Origin of the sequence: Vreelandella zhaodongensis, assembly GCF_013415115.1 — a bacterium.
GTDB classification, from domain to species: domain Bacteria; phylum Pseudomonadota; class Gammaproteobacteria; order Pseudomonadales; family Halomonadaceae; genus Vreelandella; species Vreelandella zhaodongensis.
Window position 1 is genome coordinate 767,953 of the sequence record NZ_JACCDD010000001.1, and the last position, 13,713, is coordinate 781,665.

10 protein-coding genes are annotated in these 13,713 nt (G+C 50.9%); 5 read left to right on the forward strand and 5 right to left on the reverse strand.

From position 1 onward, the window contains the following. Nucleotides 1–14: 14 nt before the first annotated feature. The 3 genes from ctaD to HZS79_RS03485 form a co-directional block, all read right to left on the reverse strand. The gene (gene ctaD, locus HZS79_RS03475) at nt 15–1,658 is read right to left on the reverse strand and encodes a cytochrome c oxidase subunit I (RefSeq protein ID WP_202932260.1); all 1,644 of its coding nucleotides are present in this window, start codon (nt 1,656–1,658) and stop codon (nt 15–17) included. Between the two features lie 52 nt (nt 1,659–1,710). Then, nucleotides 1,711–2,826 carry a cytochrome c oxidase subunit II gene (gene coxB, locus HZS79_RS03480; protein ID WP_179927032.1) on the reverse strand — a complete coding sequence of 372 codons (1,116 nt, stop codon included), beginning with the start codon at nt 2,824–2,826 and terminating at the stop codon, nt 1,711–1,713. A gap of 125 nt (nt 2,827–2,951) precedes the next feature. Then, entirely contained in the window at nt 2,952–3,125 is a 174-nt protein-coding gene (locus HZS79_RS03485; protein ID WP_179927033.1) for a DUF2970 domain-containing protein, read from the reverse strand. Nucleotides 3,126–3,257: 132 nt separating this feature from the next. Here HZS79_RS03485 and HZS79_RS03490 point away from each other — a divergent pair, with 132 nt between their 5' ends. Then, complete coding sequence (locus HZS79_RS03490; protein ID WP_179927034.1) at nt 3,258–3,617, forward strand: hypothetical protein; 360 nt, start codon at nt 3,258–3,260, stop codon at nt 3,615–3,617. Between the two features lie 328 nt (nt 3,618–3,945). On the opposite strand, the gene hrpB is transcribed toward HZS79_RS03490, so the two are convergent. Further along, on the reverse strand, nt 3,946–6,405 hold the full coding sequence (hrpB, locus tag HZS79_RS03495; protein WP_179927035.1) for an ATP-dependent helicase HrpB: 2,460 nt from the start codon (nt 6,403–6,405) through the stop codon (nt 3,946–3,948). Nucleotides 6,406–6,440: 35 nt separating this feature from the next. Beyond that, a complete protein-coding gene (locus tag HZS79_RS03500) occupies nt 6,441–7,100 on the reverse strand; it encodes a TetR family transcriptional regulator C-terminal domain-containing protein (RefSeq protein ID WP_179927036.1) in 660 nt (219 codons plus the stop codon). A gap of 189 nt (nt 7,101–7,289) precedes the next feature. On the opposite strand from HZS79_RS03500, the gene xdhA reads away from it, so the two are divergent. The 4 genes from xdhA to guaD are packed head-to-tail and all read left to right on the forward strand — an operon-like array spanning nt 7,290 to nt 13,338. Then, the gene (gene xdhA / locus HZS79_RS03505) at nt 7,290–8,747 is read left to right on the forward strand and encodes a xanthine dehydrogenase small subunit (protein WP_179927037.1); all 1,458 of its coding nucleotides are present in this window, start codon (nt 7,290–7,292) and stop codon (nt 8,745–8,747) included. Then, nucleotides 8,731–11,154: a xanthine dehydrogenase molybdopterin binding subunit gene (xdhB, locus tag HZS79_RS03510; RefSeq protein WP_179927038.1), complete on the forward strand. Its 2,424-nt coding sequence runs from the start codon at nt 8,731–8,733 to the stop codon at nt 11,152–11,154. Before xdhA ends, xdhB begins: the two co-directional genes overlap by 17 nt. Then, nucleotides 11,151–12,023 carry a xanthine dehydrogenase accessory protein XdhC gene (gene xdhC, locus HZS79_RS03515; protein ID WP_179927039.1) on the forward strand — a complete coding sequence of 291 codons (873 nt, stop codon included), beginning with the start codon at nt 11,151–11,153 and terminating at the stop codon, nt 12,021–12,023. The genes xdhB and xdhC overlap by 4 nt, the downstream gene beginning before the upstream one ends. Nucleotide 12,024: 1 nt before the next feature. Beyond that, nucleotides 12,025–13,338, forward strand: a complete 1,314-nt coding sequence (gene guaD, locus HZS79_RS03520) for a guanine deaminase (protein ID WP_179927040.1) — start codon at nt 12,025–12,027, stop codon at nt 13,336–13,338. Nucleotides 13,339–13,713: the final 375 nt, after the last annotated feature.

Below are 13,713 nucleotides of genomic sequence, written 5' to 3' on the forward strand. Positions count from 1 at the left end.
CCCGATGATGCTGGCTAGTCACTAGACTGCGTACGGTTAAACACTGGCGGTGTCTCAAAGGTATGCAGCGGCGCGGGGCTAGGCACACTCCACTCAAGGTCTTCCGCACCTTCCCATGCTTTAGCAGGCGCTTTCTTCCCACCTCTCACGCAAAGCACAACCACTAGCACGAAGATCAACTGAGAAACCCCAAAAAAGAAGGCACCAATACTTGAGAGCATATTAAAATCTGCAAACTGCAGCGCGTAGTCAGGAATACGGCGCGGCATGCCTGCCAAGCCTGCAAAATGCATTGGGAAAAAGGTTAAATTAACGCCGATGATGGAGCACCAGAAATGGCACTGGGCTAACTTCTCATTAGGGTAATGCCCTGTCCATTTAGGCAGCCAGTAGTACACCCCCGCCATAATGGCAAAGATAGCGCCCGGCACTAACACATAATGAAAATGCGCCACGACAAAGTAGGTGTCGTGATACTGAAAGTCTGCAGGTGCAATCGCCAGCATAAGACCAGAAAACCCACCGATAGTGAAAAGCACAACAAAGGCTAGAGCGAATAGCATTGGGGACTCAAAGCTAATCGAGCCACGAAACAGTGTGGTTACCCAGTTAAATACTTTCACTCCCGTAGGTACTGCAATCAGCATTGTCGAGTACATAAAGAACAGTTCAGCAGCTAACGGCAAACCAACTACGAACATATGGTGTGCCCATACGAGAAACGACAACAATGCAATCGCTGCAGTGGCATAGACCATTGAGGCGTAGCCAAACAAAGGCTTACGAGCAAAGGTGGGAATAATGGCCGACACAATACCGAAGGCCGGCAAAATCATGATGTAAACCTCAGGGTGCCCAAAGAACCAAAACAAGTGCTGGAAAAGCACCGGATCTCCACCGCCGGCCGCATCAAAAAAGCTTGTGCCAAAATTGATATCCATTAGCATCATCGTGATTAAACCGGCTAACACTGGCATAACCGCAATAAGCAGGAAGGCCGTAATCAACCATGTCCAGACGAACAGCGGCATATCCATCATGCGCATGCCGGGAGCGCGCATATTCAGAATAGTCGCGACAATATTAATCGCCCCAAGAATGGAGCTAATACCAGCAATATGCAGGGCTAGTATAAAAAATGTTGTAGAAGGCGGCGCATAAGTTGTTGACAGTGGAGCATAAAAAGTCCACCCAAAATTAGGCCCGCCGCCGGGCATTAATAGCGTGGAAAGCAGTAGCGTGAACGCCACTGGAAGCAACCAGAAGCTAAAATTATTGAGCCTTGGAAGCGCCATATCAGGCGCACCAATCTGAAGTGGAATCATCCAGTTGGCTAGCCCAGTGAACGCTGGCATCACCGCGGCAAATACCATGATTAAACCGTGCATGGTGGTCATCTGGTTGAAGAACTCTGGTTCTACCAGCTGCAAACCGGGCTGAAACAGCTCAGCTCTCACCACTAACGCAAAGATCCCCCCAATAAAAAACATAATCAGTGAGAAAATCAGGTACAACGAGCCGATTTCTTTATGATTAGTAGTGAGTAACCACCGCATTACACCTTTTGGGTGTGCGCTGTGAGCATCATGAGACTGACCATCAGCCACTACCGTCGAACTATGTTGCAGTGGATGCTGTGGTGGTAATTTGGGCGCCATATGCCTCTCCGCCTGCGTTATTGTTATGATAAATGGTTAAAAAACCTGTTAACTATTGGGCAATTTTTTCCGCCACTAACGCTGGCTGTACAACATCACCGGTATCATTTCCCCAGGCGTTACGGGTATAGGTTACGACGGCAGCGAGCTCCACTGGATTCAAAGTACTTCGAAAAGCTGGCATAGCGGCTCCGGAAACGCCGTTGATAACAACATCTAAATGCCAATCGAAATCGTCAATCATTGGTTGATTATTAGCCAATGCTGGAAATGCTGGTAACGCACCTTGCCCCTCACTTTGATGACACGATGAACAAATAGCCCGATAAACTGACTCTCCCCTGGCCATAAGGTCGTCCAACTCCCACTCCCGATCTACTCCCATGGCTTCTTGTTCTTGCGCTTCTTTTCGCTCAGCCAGCCAACTATCAAACTCTTCCTCTTCCATTGCATGAACCACAACTGGCATAAATCCATGATTAACTCCGCAGAGTTCAGCGCACTGGCCACGATAAATGCCGGGTTCATTAATTTTGACCCAGTTTTCATTAATAAATCCGGGAATCGTGTCTTGCTTGACCGCAAGTTCTGGCACCCACCACGAATGAATCACATCATCCGCGGTCATTAAAAAACGTACTTTACGATTGATAGGCAGCACCAAAGGCTCATCGACATCTAACAGATAATGCTCTCCGTGCTCCTCTTCGCCATGGATCTGCTCCCAAGGCGTGCTCATATTTGAGTTGAACGCAACATCTTCGCCCAGATACTCATAGCGCCAACGCCACTGCTGACCAATGATCATTACATCAAGGTCAGCATCAGACGTGTCATACATTTTTTTCAGGGTCGCCGTTGCAGGCACCGCCATGCCTATCAAAATCAAAATAGGAATGGCAGTCCATAGCACTTCGACAGTGGTATTCTCGTGGAAGTTGGCGGGCTTTGCCCCCTTGGCGTGCCGATAGCGATACAGCGAATAAAACATGGCACCAAATACAATCAGGCCGATGACGACACAAATCCAAAAAATGGTCATATGCAAATTGTAAATGTCACGACTGAGATCGGTGACTCCTACAGGCATATTCCATCCGTTGGCCTGAGCTTGCGAACAACTTACGGCACAGGTAATGGTCAGCAACCATCGCCAAGGTAGGTGCATAGAAACCTCCATTGTTATTGTTGTTATCTCTAACCTTTTCATTAGGCCAGGATTAAGTGATAGATACCATTATAGAAAACATATGAAATTCGTCACGCACTACTGCCGTGAGTTCTATCAACGCTTCATCGCGCCGCGACCAGAGCCACCCCGACAAGAATCAATACAAAGACCAGTGTTATCACAATTGCTGTCACTATGAAAATTAAAGGCTTGCCGCTGGAAAAATCTTGCTGCCGTTTAACGTTACTTTGCACACCAATAAGCGCTGCAAGTACCGACTTGACCACTGACCACATAGGCTTTTCTCCTCGGTATGACGTATTTCGTGACCTGAAGCACGCCAATTTTTGCGACGCTTGACTATAGTAAATGGTAGGCAAATCTCTCAATCATGCCGCACAGAACCACCTTTTAAATAGGAGTACAGCATGGCTAGCCAACACAAAACAACATCCGCACCTTTAGAAGAGCCCGTTCAAATCATGCAAACATGGTGGCAGCACTATTGCTTGCTCAGCACGGTGCCAATGGTGCGCTTACAGGTGGCTTGGTTAGAAAATGTAACTCAAGCCATGCAAATGGAAGCAGATCTTTTTCGTGCCATAGTTAAAAGCAGCGAACAAATGACGCAATGCCTCACTGACAATAACGAAAGCAGTGGCGCTACCGAGTTGGCCGAGCATTACCAAGAGATGATGAAAACGTTAACCGAAGCCAATATGGAACGTTTTGAGCGAGTATCTCAACTTTCTCATGAATTCCGCCGCAGCCTATGGGAGGAGATTTAACAATTCAGGATTAAACTTGCGGCTTCGTCTCCTGCAATTCACACTACACCTGCTTCAGACAGAAGCAGCAAAGAATTGGTGATGGAGCCATTTATGCCCAAAAGTCGTTACGTATTCTCGTCTCTTCCTTTTCTAGCCTTAGGCTTATTGCTTCCATTAACTGGTTGCACGACATATACATGGCCAGATGGATCTCAGGAAACAGTAATTGGCGTTGCCCCAGAGGATGATAACCGGCGCTATGAAGAGCAACGCGCAGACGGCGTGCGTTACCGCATACCAGGAGAAGTTCCTGACACTCAAACGGAATAATTTGATCGCTGCTGTATCAGTTTCCCAGTCGGCGCTTGGTTAGTGATGTTGCCTGAGCGTTCACCGGGTCTTCTGGCCAGGGGTGCTTTGGGTAGCGACCTCGCATTTCTTTACGCACCTCTGGATAGCCGTTTAACCAAAAGCTCTGCAAATCCTGTGTCACTTGCAGCGGTCTTCTCGCAGGTGAAAGAAGGTGGATCATCAAGGCAATTTGCCTATCGACTATCGTCGGCGTCTCCTGCCAACCAAACGCCTCCTGTAACTTTATCGCCAATACAGGCGGATTTCCTATTAAGCAAGGTGCATAGTCAATTACTGCTTGATTGCCGCTTGGCAACGTCAACGACGTAGGTACTAAACGCTCGAACACCTCTTTTTCGTCCCAGCTAAGTGTATTCAACAAATACGCATGAAATGGCATCCTCTCCAACTCGCTCATACGCGTAACTCCTGCCATATAAGGAGCAAGCCATGTTTCGAGCGTTTCTATAAGCGATGCGTCAGACCAATCCAACCACCGGTCTGGAAAAAACCGGTATAATAGCGCCATACGGCCCTGCAACTGCTTCATTTTTTCGGTAAGCACACTCCCAAATCTCTTTTTCAGCGCACCAAGTAATGCACACTCCACCGCCGCGGCAGGTAACTCACTCAGCGGGCGTGTCGCTAGCACCAGTTCACCGTGGTACTGAACAGCTTCACCTAGAAGCTTACCTTGGGTATCTGACCAAGTAATACGCTCCTCCCACTGCTGAGCTGCCGGATAAAGATCAATGAGCGTTGCCCGCGTAATCGGTTCTGCCAAGTAAATGGCCGCTTCACTGGTGGCACTCTCAACACTAACAGCAACGATAAATGCCTCATTCGCCAATGAGTGGCTAACAGAGAGCGTGGCCGTTTTGCCGTTGGCAAGCTTGAACCGGCCAGGACTAATAAGCTGACCAATACGATCAGGATAAGAGAGCGCTAGTAGCGCTCCTATTGACGCTTCATCTATCTCACGGGGCAATGCCGTACCGGCCAGACTTACCAAACGTTTAACATCACGCTGCCATTGAGGAAATCGTGATGGCTGCTTAAAGCGCTGAGCTAACGCACCGAGCAGCGAGCCACTGACTCGGTCTCTACTTTCTAGCAGTGCCGCCAACCCACAGGCCAGTGGCAGCGTATTCAGTGATGCGGCTTTTGTCATCATTACGGCCAACCGTGGGTCAAGTGGCCAATGCGCACTCTCTTTACCAAGTTGCGTTAGCATACCTTTCGAATCAACGATTCCAAGCTGGCGAAGAAGCGACTGACCACTTTGCCATGCGCCTTTGGGCGGCGGTGTCATCCATCTCAGGTCATTGGGCGACTGCACTCCCCACATGGCCAGTTCAAGTATCAAACGAGATAAATCAGCTTGCGCTATTTCTGGCTCACCGTAAGCAACAAGCGGCTGCTCCTGGGACCATAAACGGAAACAAACACCAGGACGTTGTCGCCCAGCCCGCCCACGGCGTTGATCAGCGCTGGCTCGGTTGACTCGCCTCGTGGTTAATTGAGTCAGCCCAGTGCGCGGCTGGAATAGCGGCACACGTTCCAAGCCAGCGTCAATCACCACATTAACGCCATCAACCGTTACGCTGGATTCCGCAATAGCGGTCGATACAATCACGCGCTGGCGAGTTTCGTGTAGCTTCAATGCGGCCTGCTGCGCTTCGATGGGCATGCCGCCATGCAAGGCACGCACCTCGATATCAAGAGTACTATTTTCTAGCGTTTTCACCAGCTGGGTTATTTCTGCCACGCCGGGCAGAATCACCAGCACATCACGGCTATTGGCATTCGCCAAGGCCTCTGTTACCACTCGGTAAGTGGCAATATCTAACGCTTCATCGCTGCTAAAAGGACGATAATGCGTTGCAATTGGGAATTCACGACCCGTGCTTTCAATCACTGGTGTATCGTTGCCCAAAATGTTTGTTAACGCGGTAACATCTAACGTCGCAGACATCACAATCAATCGTAAGTCATCGCGAATGCTTTGTTGGATATCCAGCGATAGCGCCAACCCAAGGTCGGCTTCTATGCTGCGCTCATGAAACTCATCGAAGATGATACCGGCGACCCCTTCAAGTAACGGATCATCTTGCACCATACGTGTCAGAATACCCTGAGTAACCACTTCCAAACGCGTATATGGGCCTACTTTGCTATCCCCTCGCATACGATAGCCTACCGACTTGCCGACAGGCTCACCAAGCTGCGCGGCCATAAAGCTTGCTGCTAACCGCGCAGCCACACGTCGCGGCTCCAGCAGCAACAGTTTCTGCCCCTTCGCCCACTGGCTATTAAGCAAGGTCAACGGAACACGAGTTGTCTTACCCGCCCCAGGCTGGGCAACTAAGATAAGGCGGTTATGATCATCTAGGGCGCCCTGAATCGAGGTGAGATGCTGCTCAATTGGAAGCGCCGGTACGCCCTCCTTAGACATTGCCTGTGTAGACATCGTTTGTATGGACATAACGGTTAAACTGATGGACTGTTAGGCAAATGCGACGCTGAAATACCGCATCCTTTTAAAATGACATGCTCTAAAAATTGGCAGATAGATTCGAGATCCGTTTCGCTGAGCGCCTCAGTCCCTAAGATCCCAGTCACCTGTGCGCTATATTCTGTGTAATGCTGAGTGGCCGACCAAATCAGGAATATAAGCCAACGTGGATCGACATCATCCATCTTCCCTTGCTGAGACCACTGGCGAATAATTGCTGCACGAGAAGCTACCCACTCTTTTAATTCACCAGAGAGGTAATTACTCAAGAACGGCGCACCGGCCAAAATCTCAGCGGCAAACAGCTTTGAACCTTCTGGATAACGCTGCCCCAACATCATTTTAGTTCGAATAAAATCGCTCAATACCTTAGCTGGGTCGCTTTCAGGTGTAATGTCCTCAAGTACCGCATTCCAACGGCTCATCATGCGATTGAGCAGGCGTACATAAAGCAGCTGCTTACTGCCCATATAATAAAGAATATTTGCCTTGGGAAGCCCCGCCTGGTCAGCGATTGCCTGAAGGCTGGCACCACGATAACCATGCTGAGAAAACACCTGCTCCGCAGCGCTCAGTATGGTCTGCTCAATACGATCCCTGCTGGCACTTTCATGGTTAGCGGTATCAGCCATCATTGATTAAGCTCCTTTAATAAGCACCCATGGTTACCCAATGGGATTTGTTGCATTAAGTAGATTTATCATCGCCTGCCGTCTAAACGCCCAGGTGGCGACACAATCAACAAATTCTTGCAAGGTGCGCTGTTTTGTCTCAAGCTCAACACTATTGACCGATCGGTCAGAACAATCATAACGGAGTTTGGCATGGCTACGATTGAGTTTCTGCTCAACGGCACCCCCAAGCAGTGTCATGTACCCCCTGACACCAGCATTCTAACGCTGTTGCGTGATCATTTGGGCATTACAGGCACGAAAGAGGGCTGCGCATCGGGCGATTGTGGTGCTTGTACAGTGACAATCAACAACCCAAACGACACGCAAAGCCGTTTTTTAAGTGTCAACGCGTGCATTACCCCAGCTCACCAACTGCACGGCCAGCACGTAATTACCGTCGAGGGGTTAGCAACCGAGGGCAACTTACACCCAGCTCAGCAAGCAATGGTTGAGTGCCACGGCAGCCAGTGTGGCTTTTGCACGCCTGGGATTGTTATGTCGCTGTTTACATTGCATGCCAACCAGCAACATCGCCCCACGCCTCTTACGCCAGAAACGCTTGAAGCCACGTTAGGCGGAAATTTATGCCGTTGCACGGGATATCGGCCTATTCGAGACGCCGCACTGAGCATGCAAGACGTCTCTTGGGAAGCACCGCAGTGGCTCGATGCGTCTCAGCCAGCCAGTCATCCGCTTCATGTGCCAGAGTCAACCGCGGAGAATGAACCACTCTTCGTACAGCCAACCACCTTGGCTGAGTTAGCCGACGCAAGATATCACTATCCTGATGCCCGCCTTGTGGCTGGCGCAACAGATCTATGGCTGGAAAGCACTCAGCGCCTTACTGCATTGAACCAGCTTATTGATACCACGCGTGTGACTGAATTGCGCCAAATTGAAGAGGCGACATTCCAGGCTCAATCAGGTTGGTGGGTAGGCGCTGGGGTTACGTACTCGCAACTTGAGCCCTTATTAAACAGTCACTTTCCCGCGTTTGCACACCTCCTTCACAGGCTCGGCTCCCAGCAAGTTCGTAACCGGGGAACGCTTGGCGGAAACATCGCCAACGCATCGCCAATTGGTGATACGCCCCCCGTACTGTTGGCGCTCAATGCGTGGGTAGAACTTACCAGCCATGACGACACACGCCAGCTTTTGCTGAGTGATTTTTTCATCGACTATAAAAAAACCGCGTTGGCTGCGGATGAAGTCATCAGTCGAATTTTTATTCCTCAACTGGCTGAATCAGCCACACTAAGGGTTTGGAAGCTTTCTAAACGACGTGAAGACGACATAACAGCGGTATTAGGCGTGTTTAGCTACTGTGTTAATAAGGGTGTGATGGAGGATGTTCGCATCGCGTTTGGCGGTATGGCTGCGATTCCTAAGCGAGCTAGTCAAACAGAGACAGCGTTAGAAGGACAGCCCATTTCCAAAGCTAGCTTTCAAGCTGCTCAACGAGCCCTTGCCAAAGAATTCCAGCCGATGAGCGATGTGCGGGGTAGCCAACATTACCGGCAGCAGGCCGCACTCAACTTGTTAGAACGCCTTTACCTATCGCTTTCGTCACCCAACCAGGAGGTGATGCTCCATGCGTACGCTCACTAAACTTGATGGCGACAGTAGCCGAGCTCGTCGTGAGTTACATGATCACATTCAAGGTTCAGGCCCACTTGCCCGCCATACCGTCGACAGCCATGGCCAGCGCCAAGCAGGGGTCCCCAGTTTCCATGAAAGTGCTGAAAAACACGTTACTGGCCAGGCAACCTACATTGATGATCTTAAGGCACCGGCTGATGCACTGCATGTGGCCTTAGGGCTTTCTCCTGTTGCGCACGGCACATTGACCACACTTGATCTCGAGGCAGTCAAACAAGCGTCTGGCGTTGTCGATGTCATCACCTTTCACGACGTACCCGGCCATACGGATATTGGCCCGGTATTTCCAGGCGACCCTATTTTTGTTGATCAAGAAATCAGCTACGCCGGCCAGTGTATTTTTGCCGTTGCGGCCACCTCGCTTCAGGCTGCTCGCCGAGCGGTAACGCTGGCCAAGCTAAGTATTGATGAACAACCGGCGAGCCTCGACCCTGTTGCTGCTGCCGAACGCAATGATGTGGTTCGCCCTACACACGTTCAGGAGCGAGGCGATTGGCAAGCGGAACTGTGTCAAGCCGAGCAAACGGTTGAGGGCGAGCTTTTTATCGGCGGACAGGAACATTTTTACCTGGAGGGGCAAGCATGCTTGGTTCTGCCCACCGAAGACGAAGGAGTCATTGTTCACACCTCTAACCAGCACCCTAGTGAGACCCAGAAACTTGTTGCTGAAGTACTGGGCATTCCCTTTCATGCCGTCACCGTTGAAGTGCGCCGAATGGGTGGCGGCTTTGGCGGCAAAGAAACCCAAGCATCCCCATGGGCATGTATGGCAGCCATCATTGCCCGCAGAACCGGAAAAGCCACACGTATACGGCTACCGCGAAGTGATGATATGCGCGCGACCGGTAAGCGACACCCCTTTCATAATCGCTACCGACTTGCGATTGATTCGCAAGGCATCATCCAAGGCGGAGAGATAACGGTTATTGGTGACTGTGGCTACTCGCCGGATCTTTCGGACGCCATTGTTGATCGTGCAATGTTCCATGCCGACAACGCTTACTCATTAGGCAGTGCTCGTGTCACCGGTCATCGAGCTAAGACCCATACCGCTTCTAACACGGCTTTTAGGGGCTTCGGCGGCCCTCAGGGCATGATGATTATCGAAGCTGCAATGGATGATATCGCGCGCAAAGTCGGTGAAGACCCTCTCACCATACGCAAACGAAACTTCTATCGCGAAGGACGTGACGTTACCCACTACGGCCAGCAGGTGGATCAAAAACAGTTGCTGCATACCCTAGTAGACACACTGGAAACCAGCAGTGGCTACTGGGCGCGCCGCGCGGTAATTAACGCATTTAATACCAACAGCCCCATTATTAAAAAAGGGCTTGCGCTAACGCCGGTTAAATTTGGCATCTCATTTACCGCCCAGCACCTCAATCAAGCTGGCGCACTGCTGCATGTGTACACCGATGGCAGCATCATGATCAATCACGGTGGCACCGAAATGGGACAAGGACTGCACACCAAAATCTGCCAAGTGGTCGCTCGTGAGCTTGGCTTAGATTTAGACAGTGTGCGGATCAGTGCAACTCGCACGGATAAAGTACCCAACACCTCCCCCACGGCGGCTTCAAGCGGTACCGACCTCAATGGCATGGCCGCGCGAGATGCTGCCAGAAAACTGCGCGAAAGGTTGTTCGACTTTGCCGCAATGCATTTTGAGGGCGGCTTAGACCGAGAAGGCATGCGTCTGGAAGATGGCATGCTGATCGCAGGTATTGATGAGAGTGAGCACCGCATTCCCTGGGGCGAGCTTGTCCAAACGGCCTATCTCAATCGTATTTCGCTCTCAGAAAAAGGCTTTTACGCCACACCACTGATTCATTACAACCGCGCAACGGGCCAAGGTCGACCTTTTTACTATTACGCGTTTGGCGCAGCCGTTGCCGAAGTTAGTGTTGATACACTAAGCGGCGAGTACCTAGTCGACCGCGTTGATGTACTACATGACGTTGGCAATTCACTCAACCCAGCGATTGATATTGGTCAAGTAGAAGGTGGGTTTATCCAGGGAATGGGCTGGCTAACCAGTGAAGAGCTTAAGTGGAACGATAAAGGTGTGCTGATTAGCGACGGCCCTGCGACCTACAAAATACCTACGTATGGCGACCTTCCCGCTATTTTTAACGTGGAGCTACTGGAAGGCCACCCTAACTCCATGGCAAGCCTGTATCGCTCCAAGGCCGTTGGCGAACCACCATTTATGCTTGGTATCTGTGTGTGGTCTGCGCTACGTGACGCGCTTTCAAGCTTAACCGGTTACCAAGCGTCTCCCCATCTTGACACTCCCGCAACCCCTGAGCGGGTGATGCTGGCCGCAAACGTAATTAGAGAAAAGGCGCTATGACTTCTCCCACGCCTGAAACTTGGCACGCTGCGCTCGATCGATTGCAGCGCAGTGGCGTTCCCCATGTATTAGCCACCCAGGTAACCAGCGCGGGCTCCACCCCGCGCGAGCCTGGTGCGCGCATGGTAATCACCCAAGAGACGGTTTATGACACGCTAGGCGGGGGCACTTTCGAGTGGCAAACCATCAACGCTGCCCGAGAGTTTTTGCAGCAAGGTCGCACAGGTTTTCACTTAGAGGCATTTTCGCTAGGAGGACGCAGCGGCCAGTGCTGTGGTGGTTTTGTTAATGTGCTACTGGAAGTGTTTCCTGGTACCGCTGCGAATATCGCCTTGTTTGGTGCAGGCCATGTCGGGCGTGAAATCGTTAAGCTTAGCGCACCACTACCCTGGCAAATACACTGGTTCGACAGCCGTGCTGATGTATTTCACGAACAGGATAGGGGACAACCCCGACTCAGTTGCCATACGCTAAGTAGTGCACAGGAAGGCACTACAGCCCTACCACCCTACTGTCATGCACTGGTATTAACCCACAACCATGATGAAGATTACGCCCTTATCACCGCTTTACTGCAGCGCCATGATATTGCTTCGATAGGATTAATCGGCTCGGATAGTAAGTGGGCAAGCTTTCGGGGACGGCTACAGCGCGAGGGCCACTCCGCTGATGAAGTCGAGCGCGTACGTAGCCCCATTGGCTCTGTTCATAACACTAAACTTAGCAATAAAACTCCCTACGCCATTGCTTTGACGGTAGTAACCGAACTGTTATGGCTCACAGACAAGCCAGCCTTACTAGAAACGCGCGGCCTTGCCCCTAACGCTTTACGTGCACTTGTTGACGATACGAAAACGACTCAGAGTTAATATGAATTCCCCAATCGATACATTTATTCGCGCTGAACTTGTTAGTTTTGCATGCGACCCAGGAGATAATGACCTGCCCCAGCCAGGTAGCCTTGAGCATTATGGCGACGGGTTACTTTGGCTAAAAGGCAGTCATGTTCATGCTGTCGGCCACTATGGTGATCTCTCTTACCAACTACCAAGTGACGCTCACGTCATTGATTATCGCGGCAAGTTGATTATGCCCGGCTTTATTGACACCCACGTTCACTATGTTCAGCTAGACATCATGGCCTCCTATGGTCGACAGCTACTTGATTGGCTAAACGACTATACGTTTCCTGAAGAGTGCCGTTTTGCCAATTATGCGCATGCAGAAGCGCTATCGAACGCTTTTCTAGATGAAATGCTTCGCTCTGGAACAACAACAGCCCAAGTATTTGGCTCCAGCCATCCTGGCTCCGTGGATGCGTTCTTCACCGCCTGCCAAAAACGTCAGCTACGTATGCTGGTCGGCAAGGTATTGATGGATCGTAACGCGCCAGATCCTCTGATGGATGGCATATCAGGAATTGCCGACAGCGAACGTCTTATTGAAGACTGGCACGGCAATGGACGACTAGGTTATAGCGTCACACCACGCTTTGCGCCTACCTCCACCAAAATGCAAATGGACGCTGCCGGCGCCCTTCTGCGTAATGACCCAAGCCTTTGGCTACAAACTCATTTGGCTGAAAACAGCGGGGAGTTAGACTGGGTAGCCGAATTATTTCCCGGCAGCCGAGACTACTTAGCAGTTTATGAAGAAGCTGGGTTAGTCGGTCCCCGCAGCACCTTCGCCCACGGCATTCATCTGGATAACGCGATGCGCAAACGATTGGCGGATCGAGGCGCCAATATTGCCTTTTGCCCCAGCTCCAATCTTTTCCTGGGTAGCGGATTATTCGACCGAGAGGCAGCTAAAGAGACCGGCATGGCATTTACTTATGCCAGTGATATCGGAGCAGGCACCGATTTATCGGGGTTTGGAACGCTTAAAGCGGCCTACCAAGTGGGTCAGCTAGGCGGACAGCCCCTTACCGCATGGCAAGGCTTTTATGGTTTAACTCACGGCAATGCAAAAGCGCTTTCCCTAGATAGCTATATCGGACAACTTGCCCCTTCTTACGAGGCAGATTTTGTAGTGATTGACCCTAATGCGACACCGCTACTAACACGCCGCATCGAACACTGCACAACACTCGGAGAGCGATTATTTGCACTCATGATGCTCGCTGATGATCGCGCCGTCTATGAAACTTGGTCAAATGGGCAGTGCCAGCACCAACGGGATTAATTTTAAGCATTGACCCTCCCCTCATGCCCCCAGTATGCGCCCTTATTGAAGGGTAAGAAGGGTAAGGCTCACGCAAAAAAAATCCCCAGGGCTTGCGCCCTAGGGATTTTTCAAATAGTTCATAACCAATAGCCCAACAACAAAAAACCCCAGCTTCATTGGAAGCTGGGGTTTTTCTCAATAAGTGCCTGACGATGATCCGGGCGGCGCTCCGCTACTCTACTCGTCTCATCCTGAGACTCGCCCTTCGGGCTCGCTAAAGCGGTTCCCGTTTGTTCCCGACAAACGGGGTCCAGGGGAGACCCCTAAAAAGCAAAACCCCGACCAAATGGCCGGGGTTTCTCAATAAGTGCCTGACGATGACCTACTCTCGCA